Source organism: Streptomyces sp. NPDC033177, from assembly GCF_055577715.1.
In genome coordinates this window covers 335,687-352,073 of record NZ_JBVIPS010000009.1, presented here as the reverse complement: position 1 = coordinate 352,073, position 16,387 = coordinate 335,687, and the positions used below count along the sequence as shown (strand labels likewise).

Below are 16,387 nucleotides of genomic sequence, written 5' to 3'. Positions count from 1 at the left end.
CCCGTTGCCGTTACACCGTACGAGCAGGAGTTGGACCCGCTGATGCACGACCAAGACCACGACGACGCCACGTACGACCTCCTGGTCGTCGGGTCGGCCAACGCCGACCTGGTGATCGGTGTCGAGCGCCGCCCCGCCCCCGGCGAGACGGTCCTCGGCTCCGACCTCGCCACGCATCCCGGTGGCAAGGGGGCGAACCAGTCGGTCGCGGCGGCCCGCCTCGGCGCCCGCACCGCCCTGCTCGCACGGGTCGGTGACGACGCGCACGGCAGGCTGCTGCTCGACTCGCAGCGCGCGGCGGGCGCGGACACGGTCGGCGTCCTGGTCGGTGGGGCGCCCACGGGCGTCGCGCTGATCACCGTCGACCCGTCCGGCGACAACAGCATCGTGGTCTCGCCGGGTGCCAACGCCCGTCTTACGCCCGACGACATCCGCGCGGCGGGCAGCCTGCTCGCCGCGTCGCGGGTGGTCTCGACACAGTTGGAGATCCCCGTCGAGTCCGTGACGGAACTCGTACGCACCCTGCCGGACGCCGCACGCTTCGTCCTGAACCCCTCGCCGCCGGCCCCGTTGGCGCCCGAAGTCCTCGCGGCGTGCGACCCGTTGGTGGTGAACGAGCACGAGGCGCGATACATCCTGGGCGGGACTTCCTCGGACCTTCCCGAGGACTGGGCGCGCGAGCTCCTCGCCCTCGGCCCCCACTCGGTGGTGATCACCCTGGGCGCGGACGGAGCCCTGACGGCGGACGGCGACGGCTCCCCCGTCACGGTGCCGAGCCCGAAGGTGGACGCGGTGGACACGACCGGCGCGGGCGACGCGTTCACGGCGGCGCTGGCCTGGCGCCTCGGCCTGGGCGAAGACCTCGCGACGGCGGCGGCGTACGCGGCGCGCGTGGGGGCCGCTTCGGTCACCCGGCGCGGCGCGCAGGAGTCGTACCCGACGGCGGACGAGGTCGCGACCCGGGAAGAGAGCGCCTCCGCATGAAGAAGGCCGGCATACTCAACCGCCATCTCTCCGGCGCCCTGGCCGAGTTGGGCCACGGGGACACGGTCCTGATCTGCGACGCGGGCATGCCCATCCCGTCCGGGCCCCGCGTCGTCGACCTGGCCTTCCGGGCGGGCGTACCGTCCTTCGCCGAGGTACTGGACGGGCTGCTCGCCGAGCTGGTGACGGAGGGCGGTACGGCGGCGACGGAGGTCCAGGAGGCGAACCCGCGGACGGCCCGCCTGCTCTCCGCCCGAGTCACGCCCCTCACCCTGATCCCGCACGAGGAACTGAAGCGCCGCACGGCCACGGCCCGCCTGGTGGTACGCACCGGCGAGGCCACGCCGTACGCGAACGTGCTGCTGCGGTGCGGGGTGTTCTTCTGACCCCCGTGCCGTCGCTCCCCTAGCCCCGCATCGCCACGGACCCGGCCCCCGCCCTGCCGGGAAAGCTCAGCGTCCGGTACACCGTCACCCCGCCCGCCAGCTCCCCGCACGCCTGTGCCGCCGCGGTGACGCGCTGGGTGTACGAGGGGTCGGCGGTGTCGAGGAGGATGCCCAGCGTGGTGCCGCTGTGGGCGACGGCGACGCCCAGGCCGCCGACCTCCCGGCAGATCTCCCGCATCGGCTCCAACGACCACTTGTGGCGCAGGAGTTGGTTCATCTGGGCGCTACGGGTCGCGACCCTGCCGACCTCCGCCAAGTCGCGGCGGCGGACCGCGCACGCGAGCCGGTCGAGAAGGCGCGCGTACTCGTGGCGGTCGGCCAGGGTGAACGGCTTCGGGATGCGGTTGAAGTCGACGGTGTCGACCGATCCGCCCTCGTCGATGCCCACCACGGCCATGACCGGAAGCGATCCGAGGATGCCGCGCAGGCGCACGGTGCGGTGGTGGAAGGCGACGATCGCCGGGTAGAGCACTCCGTCCGTGGGCTCGATGTCCGCGAGCAGCCGCTCGATGCGCGCCGGCGGCATCGCGACGCCCAGCGCCTGCCCGACCGCCCGCGCGGTCGCCACCAGGTCGGCCGATGAGCTCGCCAGGCCCTTGCCCTCGGGGATGACGCTGTTGACGTGAAGGGTTCCCCCGCTCGGCACGCCCGTCCGTCGCTCCGCCAACTCCCCGATCGTGCGCGCCAGTTGGAGTGCCTTCGATTTGCCGCCCGGCCGGACCACCACATCCCCGAAGCCGGGCTCCGGCCGGAACGTGGCCATCGTCCACCGGGCGACGGGCAGCGTCACCAGGAAGTCCCCGTCCTCCTCCGGCAGCACGCCCTGAAGCAGCTCACCGAAGGTCCCGAAGGCGGCGCCCACCCCGATTCCGGCCGCCCTCGCACCCGCCGCGCGGGGCCTTGGCCCGGCCTCCTGGGACAGCTTCACAAGTCTCCTCCCGACGTCCCGGCGCCGACGTCCCGACGCCTCCAGCGCCCACAGGCTGCCACAACCCAATCCGTCTTGACAATCATTTTCATCTAGTGTGATGCTCCTGGCTCGGCGACCGAACACAGGGGGCAGAGGGCTGACATGTACGACCACATAGCTGAAGCAGTGAAGAAACCCGATCTCATAGCCCTTGAGCCGGACTTGGTCTGTCTCCGGTTCGAGACGATGAAGATCTATTCGGCTCTGGGAGCGGTCCGTCACCTTCTTGACTCCGGCGCCGTGAAACCCGGCGACACCCTCATCGACAGTTCCAGCGGCATCTACGCGCAGGCCCTCGCACTCGCCTGCCACCGCTACGGAATGAAATGCCACATCGTGGGTTCCACGACCGTGGACCACACCTTGCGCGTCCAGCTGGACATTCTCGGCGCCACGCTGGAACAGGTGCGGCCGTCGAAGAATCTCCGGCTCGACCAGGAGCTGAGAGTGCGGCGCATCGCCGAGATACTCAAGGTGAATCCCTCGTACCACTGGATGCGGCAATATCACGACAGCATTCATTACCTCGGCTACCGCGACGTGGCGGAGACGATCGACTCCGAGGTGCCCGCGGGGCCGCTCGCCCTGGTGGGCGGGGTCGGCTCGGGCGCTTCCACCGGTGCCATCGCCGGTTATCTGCGGGACGCGGGCCGCGATGTGTCACTGGTAGGCGTGCAGCCTTTCGGCAGCGTCACCTTCGGCTCGGAACACGTGGCCGACCCCGACATGATCATCGCCGGGATCGGCAGCGCCATCGCATTCGAGAATGTCCGGCACGAGGCTTACGACCGCGTGCACTGGGTGAATTTCGACTGCGCGGTGTCCGGCGCGGTCTCGCTCCTCCGGACCAGCGGAATCTTCGCCGGCCTTTCCACCGGCGCCGCCTATCTGACGACCCTCTGGGAACAGCGCCGCGACGCTTCCCGTACGTATGTCTTCATCGCCGCGGACACGGGCCATCGCTATGTCGAGAGCGCTTATGCGCAACACGCTCAGGCACCGGACATCGACACCTTGAAGCCCCACGAGATCACCTCGCTCGACGAGCTGAGGCACCCCTGGTCGACCACTTCCTGGCCCGACCTTCCCTGACCGCGTCCGGTCCACCACCACTCCACCACCCCACCACTCCGAAGGCACACCACATGTCACACCCCGATCCGCGCACACCGCACAACGTCGCGGAGCTCATCGACGCCGTCCTGGCGGGCGAGTACGGCCCCCACCCCAAGGACCTCTCCGTCACCAGCGCCTTCTGGCTGTACAACACCACCCGCCTCGCGGGCAGCCAAGTGACGTACCACAACCACTACTTGCTGCTGCGGGTCGGCACGGCGTTCGGCGCCTGCTCCTTCGAGGCCGGTGAACTCACCCCGGACTTCTGCGAGAACGCATCGGGCCACAGCCTCGACAAGCTGCTGCGCGCCGAGTCGACGCCCGTCCGCATCGCCGCCCTTGACGCCTATCTCGCGCAGGTCGGCCCGCACCGCGATGCCGCCGACGCCGAGCGGGTCACGCTGCCCACCGGCACCCCGGAGGTCCGGGCGAAGGCCCGCGACGCGGCCATAGCCGGGCTCCTCGACATCGAGCCCGGCGCGAAGGTGGCGCTCATCGGCGTGGTCAATCCGCTGGTCGAGGCGATACGCGAGCGGGGCGGCGTCTGTCTGCCCTGCGATCTCAACCTCCGTACGACCCAGTGGGGCGACCGGATCACGGACGACATGACCGAGGTGCTCGCAGAGGCCGACGCCGTGGTCGCCACCGGCATGACGCTGAGCAACGGCACCTTCGACCTGATCCTCGCCCACTGCCGCGAGCACGGGGTGCCGCTGGTGGTGTACGCGCAGAGCGGCAGCGCCGTGGCCCGCGCCTTCCTGCCCGCCGGGGTGACCGGGCTCTCCGCCGAGCCCTTCGCGTTCTCGCAGTTCAGCGCAGACGAGACGCCGCTCTACCGCTACAGGGAGGCGGCGTGAGCGTCGACTCCAAGTCCACGGGCTCTGGCGTGAGTTCGCCGTCCCCCGCCTCCGAGGAGGCACTGCCCGGTGACCTGCGGATGGCCCGCACGCTGTGGCCCGTCCTGGTCGCGTCCGCGGTCGGCCTGCTGCCGTTCACCGTCTTCAGCACGTATCTGGTGCCGATGGCCGAGGACGCCGACAGCAGTGTCGCCACGCTGGGCGGGCTGCGCGGGCTCGGCGGCCTCGCGGCCCTGCTGGTGGGCACCGCGCTCGCTCCGCTGATCGACCGCGTGCGCAAGGAGTGGGCGGCGGCGGGCGGCCTCGCCGCGCTCGGCGTGTCCGCCGCCCTCGGCGCGAGCGGGGACTTCATCCTGCTCGCCGTGTTCTGCCTGCTGGTCGGCGCCAGTACGTCGGTACTGAACCCGGCGCTGACCGCGGCCGCCGCCGACCGCTTCGGTTCCGGTAAGGCGGCCGGGCGCGCGGCGACGCTCGTGACGGCCACCCAGTCGATGACCGCGATGCTGGCGGCGCCGGTCATCGCGCTGCCCGCGCTGTTCTGGGGTTGGCAGGGTGATCTGTTCGCGGTGACAGGGGTGTCGCTGCTGCTCGCCGCGGTCTTCTTCGTGCGCGGCAAGAACAAGCCGGTGGAGGAGCGGGACGAAACCCAACGCCTGGGCTACGTCGCTTCGTTCAAGGCGCTCGGGGCCATCCCCGGGGTCGTGCCGCTGCTGCTCATCGCCCTGCTGCGCACCGCCGTCTTCATGGGCTACCTGTCCTACCTGGCGGCCTACTACGACGACCGGTTCCAGCTCGACCCCGGGCTCTTCGCGTTCGTGTGGACGCTCAGCGGCGCGTCGTTCTTCGTGAGCAACCTCCTCACGGGGCGGATCACGAACTCCGATGAGCCGCGGATCGGCACCGAGCGGATGCTGGCCATCGGCCTGGTCGCCGCGCTCGTCTCGGTCGTGGGTTTCTACTTCACGCACTGGCTGCCGCTCGCGCTCGCCATGACGTCCCTGCACGCCGCGAGCCACGCCGTCGTGGCCGCCTGCGTGGTCAGCCTCCTCGTCCGACGCTGCGGCACGCAACGCGGCGCGGCCCTGAGCGTGAACGCCGCGGGAATGAGCCTCGGCGTCTTCGTGGGCGCGGGCCTCGGCGGGCTGGGCCTGGGCCTGGCCGGTTACCCGGGCATCGCCGCGGCCTTCGGCGCGCTGGTGGTCGTGGCGCTCGTGGCCGCGGTGCTCGTGCTGCGGGCCGGACCGGTGGACGAGGAGCCCGCCCCCGCCCCCTAGCTCAAGGCCGGTCCTCTCCGTCCACCACCGCTCCGGCGCCCGGCGCCCGACGCACCCACCAGAAAGGCCCGACCGCCATGCCCCCGCCCGCGCTCTCCCCCACGGCAGGCACAGCCACGGCAGGCACAGCCGCAGCAGCCACTGCCATGGCGTCCGACGCGCCCCCGCCGGATCCCCCGGCGCAAGGTGCGCGGAACCGGCTCGCCTCCCGCGCGGGCCTGGCGGCGGCCTGCGCCGTGCTCCTGCTCGTTCTTCTCGTCTCCGTCGTCGTGGCCATCGGCCTCGGCTCCGCCGTCGTCCCGCCGGGCGACACCGCCCGGCTGCTGTGGGCGGCGCTGACCGGCGGGAGCATCGACGCGGACGAGGTGACGACGTATCAGATCATCTGGCAGATCCGCACACCTCGCGTGCTCCTGGCGGCACTTGTGGGCGCCGGCCTCAGCGCGGTCGGCGTCGCCATCCAGGCGCTGGTGCGCAACGCGCTCGCCGATCCGTTCGTCCTGGGCGTCTCCTCGGGCGCCTCGGTCGGCGCGGTCGCGGTCACGGTGACCGGCGGGCTCGCGGCCCTCGGCATCTACGCGGTGTCGGCGGGCGCGTTCATCGGGGCGCTGGTCGCCTCCCTCCTCGTATACGTCGCCTCGGCGACCCGCGGCGGCGGGCTCTCCCCGCTGCGGCTCGTCCTGACCGGCGTGGCCATGGCGCTCGGCTTCCAGGCCGTGATGAGCGTGATCATCTACTTCGCGCCGGACAGCGAGGCGACCAGCATGGTCCTCTACTGGACGATGGGCAGCTTCGGCGCCGCGAGCTGGGGGACTCTGCCCGTCGTGGCCGTCTGCGTCCTGCTCGGCACGGCTGTGCTCCACCGGTACAGCAGGGCGCTGGACGTCCTGGCGCTCGGCGACGAGACCGCGACGAGCCTGGGCGTCAGCCCCGACCGGCACCGCAAGGGCCTGCTGCTGCTCGCCTCGCTGATCACCGGGGTGATGGTCGCCGTCAGCGGCGCGATCAGTTTCGTCGGCCTGGTGATGCCCCATCTCGTACGCATGGTGGTCGGCGCCGCGCACGCCCGGGTGCTGGCCGTCGCGCCGCTGGTCGGGGCGGTGTTCATGGTCTGGGTCGACCTGGTCTCACGCACCCTGGTGGCGCCGCGCGAGCTGCCGCTCGGGGTCATCACGGCGCTGGTCGGAGTGCCGGTGTTCGTCGCGCTGATGCGGCGCAAGGGCTATATGTTCGGGGGCCGTTGAGATGGAGCTCGTACTCGACGGCCTGTCCGTGACGATCGACGGCAAGCTCCTCGTCCGGGACCTGTCCCTGGAGGTGGGCAGCGGCGAGATCGTGGGCCTGGTCGGCCCGAACGGCAGCGGCAAGTCCACCGCGCTCAAGTGTGTCTACCGCGCGCTGCGCCCGAGTTCCGGCGTGGTCCGGGTGGGCGCCGACGACCTCTCACGCCTCTCGCCGCGCCGCAGTGCGCGGGTCATCGCCGCGATGGCCCAGGACGGTGCGGTGGACCTCGACTTGACGGTGGAGGAGGTCGTCGCGCTGGGCCGCGCGCCCCATCTGCGCGGCAACCAGGCGCTCGGCGAGCGCGAACGGGACCTGTGCGCGCGGACCATGGCCCGACTCGACCTCACCCGCCTCGCCCACCGCGGCGTACTCACCCTGTCGGGCGGCGAACGCCAACGTGTGCTGCTGGCACGGGCGTTGGTGCAGGAGCCGCAGATCCTGGTCCTGGACGAACCGACGAACCACCTCGACGTGCGTCACCAGATCGAGCTCCTCTCGCTCCTGAAGGGCTCGGGCCTGACCGTCCTCGTGGTCCTGCACGACCTCAACCTCGCGGCGGCCGCGTGCGACCGCATCGGCGTGCTGTCGCAGGGCGCGCTGGTGGCCGCCGGAACGCCGGAAGAGGTGCTCACCACGGGCCTCGTGGACGAGGTGTTCGGCGTCAAGGCCAGCGTCATCGCCCATCCCCTGACCGGTGACCCCCAACTCCTCTACGCGCTCAGCCCTCCCCCTCCCCTTTGAAAGGCACCGCCAGACCATGCCCAGAACACGTACCACCATCGGATCGGCGCTCGCGGCGGCCCTGCTGCTCGGCGGCTGCGGCGCGGAGGTCGACTCGGACTCCAAGGCCGCCGGCGCGTCGAAGAAGGTCACCGTCAAGCGTTGCGGTGAGCCGGTCACGTACAGGACTCCGCAGCGCGTGGTGGTCTACGAAGGCGGCAGCGCCGACAAGATGTTCAGCCTCGGCCTGACGAAGCACGTCCACGGCTACGTCATGCCGCCGGCCAACCCGCCGGTGAGCGAGTCCCCTTGGGCGTCGGAGTACGCCAAGGTGAAGATGCTCAGCGACGACCTGCTCAACAAGGAACTCGTCGTGGAGGCCAAGTCGGACTTCGTCGTCGCGGGCTGGAACTCGGGCTTCAGCGACCAGCGCGGCATCACGCCGAAGATCCTGGACAAGCTCGGCATCCAGAGCTTCATGCACACGGAGAGCTGCTTCAACTATCCCAAGTACCCGGAGAAAGTGACCCCGTTCAAGGCCCTCTACTCGGACCTGGACCGCCTGGGCAAGATCTTCAAGGTCGAGAAGAAGGCGGACGAGGTCGTGGGCGGCCTCAAGAAGCGCGTGGCCGCCGTCGAGTCCAAGGCTCCCAAGTCCCTCAAGAGCGACCCGCTCCCCGTCTTCCTCTACGACTCCGGCACGGACCAGCCCTTCACGGCGGGCAGCCAGGTCCCGCCCAACGACATCATCAAGTCGGCCGGCGCCGAGAACATCTTCGACGGGCTCGACGAGCGCTGGACCCAGGTGAACTGGGAGGCCGTCGCCAAGGCGGAGCCCGAGGTCATCATCATCTTCGACTACGGCGACATGCCCGCCAAGAAGAAGATCGACTTCCTGAAGAAGTCCCCGCACACCAAGGAACTGCCCGCCGTGAAGAAGAACAACTTCTTCGTCCTTGACTACAACGAGGGCATCAGCGGGCCGCGCAACATCGACGGCCTGGAGAAGTTCGGGAAGTACGTGCGGGAGCTGAAGCGATGACCCCTCGGGGGTCTTAGCGTGCGGCCCGGTCGAGCGCGCCGGTCAGGCGGCCGAGGAGCCCTTGCAGGGCACGGGCCTCATCGACCGTCAGGCCGCTTGCCTCCATGATCCGGCGTGGGACGCATACGGCCTGCTCCCGCAGCTCCGCTCCCGCGTCGGTCAGCTGGACGGTCACGGAGCGCTCATCGGCGGCGCTGCGCTCGCGCCGCACGAGCCCCGCGGTCTCCAGCCGCTTGAGGAGCGGCGAGAGCGTGCCGGAGTCGAGGCGCAGCCGCTCGCCGATGGCCTTGACGGGCTGGGGGCCGTGTTCCCAGATCACCAGCATGACCAGGTACTGGGGATACGTGAGGCCCAGGTCCCTGAGGGCGTCGCGGTAGACGCCGCCGAAGGCGCGGGAGGCGGCGTGCAGCGAGAAGCAGACCTGGTGATCGAGGCGGAGGAGCTCGGTGCCGTCGGGTACATCGGGCAGCTCGCGTCCGGGCGGGGTCGGTGCGGCGGTCGGCGATGAGGTCATGGCTCCAGGATACCCCGCACACACCATTCAGTTGTGCACAACTAAATGGTGTGCAACCATAACGGCAGAGCCAACAAGCCGCACCAACGGAAGAGGCACCCCATGAACGCGCTGTACACCGCCGTCGCCACCGCGAACGGCCGCGAGGGCCGCGCCGTCAGCTCCGACGGCCAGATCGACCTCGCGCTCGCCATGCCCCCGGCCCTCGGCGGCAACGGACAGGGCACCAACCCCGAGCAGCTCTTCGCCGCCGGGTACGCGGCCTGTTTCGCCAGCGCCATGGGGGCGGTCGCCCGTGAGATGAAGGTCGACACGAAGGACGTCTCGGTGACCGCCGAGGTCTCCATCGGCAAGGACGACGCGGGCTTCGGGCTCGCGGTCGTGATGCGCGTCGAGCTGCCGGACTCCCTGGCGGGCGAGACCGGGCAGCAGCTGGTCGAGGCCACGCACGCGTACTGCCCGTACTCCAAGGCCACCCGCGGAAACATCGAGGTCGACCTCGTCATCGAGTAGGCGTTCCAGGGCGGTGCCCGGCGGCAGGTACCGTAGGAGGACCGATCTCATGGGCCTCCTGGTGGGCTGCGTGAACCCCAGGAGGCCCCAGCATGACGACGAACCGCGGACGCAAGGACGTGATCCGGAACCGGATGACGTCGACCGGCGAGTCGTACAACGTCGCCGCCCGCAACCTCAAGGCCATGAAGGACATGGGCGCCACCCGTGAGGCCGTCGTCACGCAGCGCTGGCAGCCCGCCGAGACCCTTGACGTGCCGTGCCCCTGCGGCGGCACCTGCGAGCCGGGCGAGAAGTGCGACCGCTGCCACGCCCGCCACCGGCACGTGGCCCGATACCCCGGCAGCCGCACCGAGGTCGAGACCTGGGCGGACCGCTACGACTGCATGGGCTGCGCCTCTTCGTACACCATCCTCGTCGTCCTGCTGGGCCGCCCCTGGGGCATCGCCGAGACGGTGATCCAGGGCGCGGACGCCGAGCCGGTGATCAAGGCCCGCGTGTTCCCGGGCGTGAAGCACCCGCTGCTGCGTCCGGAAACGCCGGAAGAGGACTGACCCCCTCTCCCCCTACGCCGACCATGGCAGGGCGTCCGATATCCGAAACTGGCTGACCGGCATCTGACCGGTTTCCTCTCTTGACGGTGGGTCGTCCCAGCTTCAATATCAGGCAACGCACACGCCCCACCCCTCTGCTCAGTACAGCTCCAGCGCCCTGCGGCATCCGCGTCGCAGGGCGTCAGTACGTTCCGTCCCCCTCGCTGTTCGGAATTCGGAGCCCCACATGAGAATCTCCATACCCGCCCTGCCCCGCACCCTGAGACGGGCCACCGCGGGCGTCGCCACGCTGGCCGCCGCCGGCCTGATCGCGGCCACTGCGCCAGGGGCCATGGCAGCCCCCTCCCCGACGCTCGCGGCCCCCGACATCCCCCTCGCCAACGTCAAGGCGCACCTCTCCCAGTTCCAGTCCATCGCCACGGCCAACGGCGGCAACCGCGCCCACGGACGCCCCGGCTACAAGGCCTCCATCGACTACGCGAAGGCCAAGCTGGACGCGGCAGGGTTCACCACCACCGTGCAGCAGTTCACCTCCAGCGGCGCGACCGGCTACAACCTCATCGCGGACTGGCCCGGCGGCGACCCGAACAAGGTCCTGATGGCGGGCGCCCACCTCGACAGCGTCAGCTCGGGCCCCGGAATCAATGACAACGGCTCGGGCTCGGCAGGAGTCCTGGAGACCGCACTCGCGGTGTCACGCGCGCAGTTGCAGCCGACGAAGCACCTGCGGTTCGCCTGGTGGGGCGCGGAGGAGCTGGGCCTGGTCGGCTCAAAGCACTACGTCAACAACCTCCCCAGCACCGAGCGTTCGAAGGTCTCCGGCTACCTGAACTTCGACATGATCGGTTCGCCGAACCCCGGCTACTTCGTCTACGACGACGACCCCACGATCGAGAAGACCTTCAAGGACTACTACGCGGGTCTGAACGTCCCCACGGAGATAGAGACCGAGGGCGACGGCCGCTCCGACCACGCGAGCTTCAAGAACGTGGGCATCCCGGTCGGCGGACTCTTCACCGGCGCGAGCCGTACGAAGTCCAGCGCCCAGGCCCAGAAGTGGGGCGGCACGGCGGGCCAGGCCTTCGACCGCTGCTACCACTCGTCGTGCGACACCACGTCGAACATCAATGACACGGCCCTGGACCGCAACAGCGACGCCATCGCCCACGCCGTCTGGACCCTCGGCACGGAGACGCCCGTCCCGCCGGGCGACACGTACGAGAACACCGCTGACGTCGCCATCCCGGACAACGGCGCGGCAGTGACCTCGACGGTGAACGTCACCGGCCGCACCGGCAACGCCCCCGCCACCCTCAAGGCGGACGTCGACATCCGGCACACCTGGCGCGGAGACGTGGTCGTCGACCTGCTCGCCCCCGACGGCACGGCGTACCGCCTGAAGAACTCCAGCGGCAACGACTCGGCGGACAACGTCATCGCGACGTACACGGTCAACGCATCGAGCGAGCCGGCCAACGGCGCCTGGAAGCTGCGCGTACAGGACGTGGCAGCGCAGGACACCGGCTACATCAACAGCTGGAAGCTGACGTTCTGAGGCGTTGGGGATTGAACACGCGTCGGGGCCCGGCAGCGTTCCTCCGCTGCCGGGCCCCGACGACGTGAACTCCCGCTCAGCCCTCCGCAGGCGCCAGCGTCAGTGAGATCGAGTTGATGCAGTACCGCTGGTCCGTCGGCGTCGCGTAGCCCTCGCCCTCGAAGACGTGGCCGAGGTGCGAGCCGCAGCGGGCGCAGCGGACCTCCGTGCGGACCATGCCGTGCGAGGCGTCCTGGAGGAGTTCGACCGCGTCCGTGTCCTTGGGGTCGAAGAAACTCGGCCAGCCGCAGTGCGACTCGAACTTCTCCTCCGAGGTGAACAGCTCCGCGCCGCAGGCGCGACAGGAGTAGACGCCCTTGGTCTTGGTGTCGGTGTACTCACCCACGAACGCGGGCTCGGTGCCCGCCTGGCGCAGCACCGCGTACTCCGAGGGGCTGAGCTCCGCGCGCCACTGCTCGTCCGGCTTCTCGACGTCGTACGACATGAGACTGAACCCCTTACTTCGAAAGCTCTGCCAAGATCTGCGGGCCGAGGTCCGTGACGTCGCCCGCTCCCATGGTGAGAACGAGATCACCGGGCCTCGTCATTCCCGCGATGACCGCGGCGGCTTCGCCCTTGTCGTGTACGGGCCGTACGTCGGCGCCCGCATCGACCGCCGCGTCGATGATCAGGGCGCTGGTGATGCCGGGGATCGGGTCCTCGCGCGCGGGGTAGATGTCGAGGACCACGGAGGCGTCCGCGAGGCCCAGGGCCTGGCCCATCTCCTTGCCGAGCTCCTGCGTGCGGGAGAAGAGGTGGGGCTGGAAGAGGACGAGGATGCGCGCGTCACCGGCGGCGGAGCGCATCGCCTCCAGGTCCGCGGTCATCTCCGTGGGGTGATGCGCGTACGAGTCGATGACCTGGACGCCCGCCGCCTCGCCCTTGAGCTGGAGACGGCGCTTGACTCCGGTGTACGAGCCGATGGCCGACGCGAGGTTGTGCGCCGGGATGCCGAGGGCGATGCCCGCGGCCAGGGCGGCGACCGCGTTGTGGGCGTAGTGGCGGCCGGGGACCGAGACCGTGAAGGTCAGGAACTTGCCGTTAAGGACGACCGTGACCTCGCTGGTCAGGCCGCGCGGGGTGATCTTGTGGATGCGGAGGTCGGAGCCCTCGGACTCCCCGTACGTGACGACCTTCAGCTCGCCCAGGTCGCGGACGCGCTTCGTCAGCTCGGCCGCGCCCTCCTGGTCCGCCGCGATCACCAGCGTGCCGCCGGGGACGATCTTGCCCGCGAAGGTCTCGAAGGACTCGTAGATCTCGTCCATCGACGCGTAGTTGGCGTGGTGGTCGAGCTCCACGTTCAGGACGATGGCGACCTCGGGCGCGTACTTGTGGAAGCTGCGGTCGCTTTCGTCCGCCTCGGCCACGAAGATGTCGCCGTCGCCGTGCAGCGCGTTCGAGCCCGGGGCGTCCAGGTCGCCGCCGATCGCGTACGACGGGTCGAGGCCCAGGGTGGAGAGGGTGACGGCGAGCATCGAGGTCGTCGTGGTCTTGCCGTGCGTGCCGGCCACCGCGATCGGCCGCAGGCCCTCCATGAGGGAGGCGAGCGCGTCCGAGCGGTGGACGACCGGAATGCCGAGCTCCGTGGCGCGGGCCAGCTCGGGGTTGTCGGCGCGGATCGCGGAGGAGACGACGACGCAGGTGGCGTCGGACGCGAGGTGCGCGGCGTCGTGGCCGATGTGGACCGTGGCGCCCAGGGTCCGAAGGGCCTCGGCCGTGGCCGACTCCCGCGCGTCGCTGCCGGCGACCTTGGCCCCGCGCTGGGCCAGGATCTTGGCGATGCCCGACATTCCGGCGCCGCCGATGCCGATGAAGTGCGGTCGGTCCATGGCGGTGGGCAGGCCGGGTGCCATACGTGTGTCTCCCCAAGATCCAAGAGTTACGGCAGATGAGCGGCTGAGCAGGGTACGCACAGCTGAGCAGGGCCCAGACTATTGCCTCGGGCGGACACCCGGCACACCTGAGCCCCGCCTGCCCCCTGCCGGACGCCGCCGCGCCTAGTCCTTCGCGTGCGAGAACAACTTCAGGACCGGTACGCCCACCTTGTGCCGCGCCCGCGAGGCCCAGTCGCGGTGGAAGAACTCCTCCACGTAGTGCGGGTCGGTCAGCACGATGACCTCGTCCGCGTTCGACTCCTCGACCAGCTGCTTGAGCGCGTCGAGCGGGTGGTCCTCGATCAGCTGTCCCGATGCCTCGCAGCCCGCCGCCCGCAGCGCCGTCAGCGAGACCTCCAGGGCCTTCTGCGCGGGGGCCGTGGCGTCCTGCCCCTCGGGTACGTCGCCTTCCTTCGCCGCGTCGTCGAGCTCCCCCAGAGCCACGTCGTCGATGGCCCGAAGGAGGCGGTCCGCCTGATCGCCGCGGGGCTGGAGCAGCACCCGGAAGCTGACCGTCTCGTCGCCGTGCAAGGTGGTGACGAACTCCACGTCGGCGGACGTCAGGGCCTTCTCGATCATCAATACGCTTCTGAACACGACAGGCGCCCTTCTCATCCGTGGGCTGCCGAGTGTCTGTCTCGACAGGCCCCTGCGGAAACCATCCTGCCCCGTGGCCGCACGGGGTCTGCGACTTTTAGTGTGCCCAACGGAAGCGAAACGGAACGGCTGATTCCGCTGATTGTCAGGTCCGACGGTATCGGGTGAAGAGAAACCCGGCCTCCTCCAGTACCGAAGCGAGGGCGAATCGTTCCGGCACCGCCAGAGCGGACCCCCAGGCGATCCGCTGCGCGTCCCCCGCGGTGAGCATCGGGGACACCGTCAGACAGAGCTCGTCCAGGGCTCCCGCCGCCACGAACTGGCCGAGCAGCCGGGGCCCGCCCTCCGTGAGCAGCCGGGTCAGGCCACGCCCGGCCAGGGCGGGCGCGACCCGCTCCGGCTCGACCGCGGTGCCCTCCCCCGCGACCACCACCACGGCGCCCGCCTTCTCGGCCGCCGCGACCCGTTCGACGGGCGCCGCGGCACCCGTCACCACGAGCGTGGGCACCAGCGGCGAGGTGAAGAGCGGAAGGCTGAAATCCAGGTCGAGGCTCGCGCTGACCACGGCGATCGCGGGCGCCACCGACTGTCCGGCCGCCGCCCTGCGCTCCGCGAAGGCCTCACGCGCGCGTGCCGGGCGGTAACCCTCCTGGCGGACCGTTTCGGCACCCACGACCACGACATCGGCGACCGCACGCAGGGTGCCGAAGATCCGCATGTCCGTGTCGTTCGAGATGGGGTGGGAGCGGCCGTCGTGCTGGGCCGCCCCGTCCAGCGTGGAGACCATGTTGGCGCGCAGCCAGGAGGTCGCGTCCGGGGGGTAGGCGTACGCGTCGGCCAGCTCCCCCAGCCCCCACTCTCGTACTGATGTTTCGTCTGTCTGGTCGGTCACAGGGAACAGGCGTCGCATGTCCAGCAGTCTTGCACGGCGCTTAGAGTTAGGAACCGTGTCGTCCTCCACCGCCGCCCCCGGGCAGAGCCCCATAGCCGAAGCGGCTCCCCTGTCGCTGTGCGCCCGCGAGCCCCATGTCCCCGCCGACCGCCTGGTCGCCGAGATGGTGCCGCCGCCGCGCTTCGACTCCGTCCGCTTCGATACGTACATCCCGGACCCGAACCAGCCGAGCCAGACCGAGGCCGTGCGGGTCCTGAGCGGCTTCGCGGCCGGGCTCGGCGGGGCGCACGCCTCCGGCACGGGCAAGAAGCGCTGGTTCGGCCGCGCCAAGCCCGCGGCTCCCACCGGCCCCCGCGGCGTCTACCTCGACGGTGGCTATGGAGTGGGCAAGACCCACCTCCTCGCCTCCCTCTGGCACGCGACGCCCGCGGCACCCGAGCAGAAGGCGTTCGGCACCTTCGTCGAGCTGACGAACCTGGTCGGCGCCCTCGGCTTCCAGCAGACCGTGCGTACCCTCAGCGGCCACCGGCTGCTCTGCATCGACGAGTTCGAGCTCGACGACCCGGGCGACACGGTGCTCGTCTCCTCGCTGCTCGCGCGGCTCGTCGACGAGGGCGTGGCGCTCGCCGCCACCTCGAACACGCTGCCGGGCAAGCTCGGCGAGGGAAGGTTCGCCTCCGCCGATTTCCTGCGCGAGATCCAGGGTCTGGCCACCCACTTCAAGTCGCTGCGCATCGACGGCGAGGACTACCGCCACCGGGGCCTTCCGGAAGCTCCCGCTCCGTACTCGGAGGCGCAGGTCACGAAGGCCGCGTACGCGACCGAGGGCGCGAGCCTCGACGACTTCCCGCACCTGCTCGACCACCTCGCGCGCGTCCACCCCAGCCGGTACGGGGCGCTCACCGACGACCTCCGGGCCGTCTGCCTCACCGACGTGACGCCGGTCCCCGACCAGTCGACCGCCCTGCGCCTGGTCGTGCTCGCCGACCGCCTCTACGACCGCGAGGTCCCGGTGCTCGCCTCGGGCATGCCCTTCGACCAGCTGTTCAGCGAGGAGATGCTGAACGGTGGCTACCGGAAGAAGTACTTCCGGGCGATCTCCCGGCTCACGGCATTGGCGCGGGACGCGAAGAGCCTCGTCAAGCCGTAGCGACTC

Annotated in this window: 18 protein-coding genes; 12 read left to right on the top strand and 6 right to left on the bottom strand. The window is 70.4% G+C overall.

The features are described 5' to 3' along the window. The first annotated feature begins 42 nt into the window (after positions 1–42). Complete coding sequence (locus ACZ5U5_RS30090) at positions 43–984, top strand: ribokinase (RefSeq protein WP_469027763.1); 942 nt, start codon at positions 43–45, stop codon at positions 982–984. Further along, on the top strand, positions 981–1,370 hold the full coding sequence (gene rbsD / locus ACZ5U5_RS30085) for a D-ribose pyranase (RefSeq protein ID WP_469027760.1): 390 nt from the start codon (positions 981–983) through the stop codon (positions 1,368–1,370). Before ACZ5U5_RS30090 ends, rbsD begins: the two co-directional genes overlap by 4 nt. A gap of 19 nt (positions 1,371–1,389) precedes the next feature. On the opposite strand, the gene ACZ5U5_RS30080 is transcribed toward rbsD, so the two are convergent. Beyond that, the gene (locus ACZ5U5_RS30080; RefSeq protein ID WP_469028049.1) at positions 1,390–2,352 is read right to left on the bottom strand and encodes a GHMP family kinase ATP-binding protein; all 963 of its coding nucleotides are present in this window, start codon (positions 2,350–2,352) and stop codon (positions 1,390–1,392) included. Positions 2,353–2,502: 150 nt separating this feature from the next. On the opposite strand from ACZ5U5_RS30080, the gene ACZ5U5_RS30075 reads away from it, so the two are divergent. The 6 genes from ACZ5U5_RS30075 to ACZ5U5_RS30050 all read left to right on the top strand — a co-directional run bounded on the left by ACZ5U5_RS30075 (position 2,503) and on the right by ACZ5U5_RS30050 (position 8,693). Continuing rightward, on the top strand, positions 2,503–3,492 hold the full coding sequence (locus ACZ5U5_RS30075; protein WP_469027758.1) for a pyridoxal-phosphate dependent enzyme: 990 nt from the start codon (positions 2,503–2,505) through the stop codon (positions 3,490–3,492). A gap of 53 nt (positions 3,493–3,545) precedes the next feature. Then, positions 3,546–4,373, top strand: a complete 828-nt coding sequence (locus tag ACZ5U5_RS30070; RefSeq protein ID WP_469027755.1) for a Rossmann-like domain-containing protein — start codon at positions 3,546–3,548, stop codon at positions 4,371–4,373. Then, positions 4,370–5,647 (top strand): MFS transporter, encoded by a 1,278-nt coding sequence (locus ACZ5U5_RS30065; protein ID WP_469027752.1) that lies wholly within the window; start codon positions 4,370–4,372, stop codon positions 5,645–5,647. The genes ACZ5U5_RS30070 and ACZ5U5_RS30065 overlap by 4 nt, the downstream gene beginning before the upstream one ends. 146 nt (positions 5,648–5,793) lie before the next feature. Continuing rightward, the gene (locus tag ACZ5U5_RS30060; protein ID WP_469027750.1) at positions 5,794–6,891 is read left to right on the top strand and encodes a FecCD family ABC transporter permease; all 1,098 of its coding nucleotides are present in this window, start codon (positions 5,794–5,796) and stop codon (positions 6,889–6,891) included. A 1-nt stretch (position 6,892) separates the two neighbouring features. Continuing rightward, positions 6,893–7,672: an ABC transporter ATP-binding protein gene (locus ACZ5U5_RS30055; RefSeq protein ID WP_469027747.1), complete on the top strand. Its 780-nt coding sequence runs from the start codon at positions 6,893–6,895 to the stop codon at positions 7,670–7,672. 16 nt (positions 7,673–7,688) lie between these two features. Further along, complete coding sequence (locus ACZ5U5_RS30050) at positions 7,689–8,693, top strand: ABC transporter substrate-binding protein (RefSeq protein ID WP_469027744.1); 1,005 nt, start codon at positions 7,689–7,691, stop codon at positions 8,691–8,693. A gap of 13 nt (positions 8,694–8,706) precedes the next feature. Here the strand turns inward: ACZ5U5_RS30050 and ACZ5U5_RS30045 are convergent, their stop codons facing one another. Then, positions 8,707–9,207, bottom strand: a complete 501-nt coding sequence (locus tag ACZ5U5_RS30045) for a MarR family winged helix-turn-helix transcriptional regulator (RefSeq protein WP_469027741.1) — start codon at positions 9,205–9,207, stop codon at positions 8,707–8,709. 102 nt (positions 9,208–9,309) lie between these two features. Between ACZ5U5_RS30045 and ACZ5U5_RS30040 the strand changes: the two genes are divergently transcribed. The 3 genes from ACZ5U5_RS30040 to ACZ5U5_RS30030 all read left to right on the top strand — a co-directional run bounded on the left by ACZ5U5_RS30040 (position 9,310) and on the right by ACZ5U5_RS30030 (position 11,829). After that, complete coding sequence (locus ACZ5U5_RS30040; RefSeq protein ID WP_469027739.1) at positions 9,310–9,720, top strand: organic hydroperoxide resistance protein; 411 nt, start codon at positions 9,310–9,312, stop codon at positions 9,718–9,720. A 92-nt stretch (positions 9,721–9,812) separates the two neighbouring features. After that, positions 9,813–10,274, top strand: a complete 462-nt coding sequence (locus ACZ5U5_RS30035; protein WP_469027736.1) for a hypothetical protein — start codon at positions 9,813–9,815, stop codon at positions 10,272–10,274. Between the two features lie 226 nt (positions 10,275–10,500). Continuing rightward, on the top strand, positions 10,501–11,829 hold the full coding sequence (locus ACZ5U5_RS30030; protein ID WP_469027734.1) for a M28 family metallopeptidase: 1,329 nt from the start codon (positions 10,501–10,503) through the stop codon (positions 11,827–11,829). Between the two features lie 76 nt (positions 11,830–11,905). Here ACZ5U5_RS30030 and msrB read toward each other — a convergent pair whose 3' ends face one another. From msrB to ACZ5U5_RS30010, 4 genes are all read right to left on the bottom strand, one after another. Beyond that, positions 11,906–12,313, bottom strand: coding sequence for a peptide-methionine (R)-S-oxide reductase MsrB (msrB, locus tag ACZ5U5_RS30025; protein ID WP_469027732.1), 408 nt, complete (start codon positions 12,311–12,313; stop codon positions 11,906–11,908). A 13-nt stretch (positions 12,314–12,326) separates the two neighbouring features. Further along, positions 12,327–13,721, bottom strand: a complete 1,395-nt coding sequence (murC, locus tag ACZ5U5_RS30020) for a UDP-N-acetylmuramate--L-alanine ligase (RefSeq protein ID WP_469027730.1) — start codon at positions 13,719–13,721, stop codon at positions 12,327–12,329. 144 nt (positions 13,722–13,865) lie between these two features. Further along, positions 13,866–14,339, bottom strand: a complete 474-nt coding sequence (locus ACZ5U5_RS30015) for an indole-3-glycerol phosphate synthase (protein WP_469027727.1) — start codon at positions 14,337–14,339, stop codon at positions 13,866–13,868. 145 nt (positions 14,340–14,484) lie between these two features. After that, a complete protein-coding gene (locus ACZ5U5_RS30010; RefSeq protein ID WP_469027725.1) occupies positions 14,485–15,249 on the bottom strand; it encodes a pyrimidine reductase family protein in 765 nt (254 codons plus the stop codon). Between the two features lie 37 nt (positions 15,250–15,286). Between ACZ5U5_RS30010 and zapE the strand changes: the two genes are divergently transcribed. Then, the gene (gene zapE, locus ACZ5U5_RS30005) at positions 15,287–16,381 is read left to right on the top strand and encodes a cell division protein ZapE (RefSeq protein WP_469027723.1); all 1,095 of its coding nucleotides are present in this window, start codon (positions 15,287–15,289) and stop codon (positions 16,379–16,381) included. Positions 16,382–16,387: the final 6 nt, after the last annotated feature.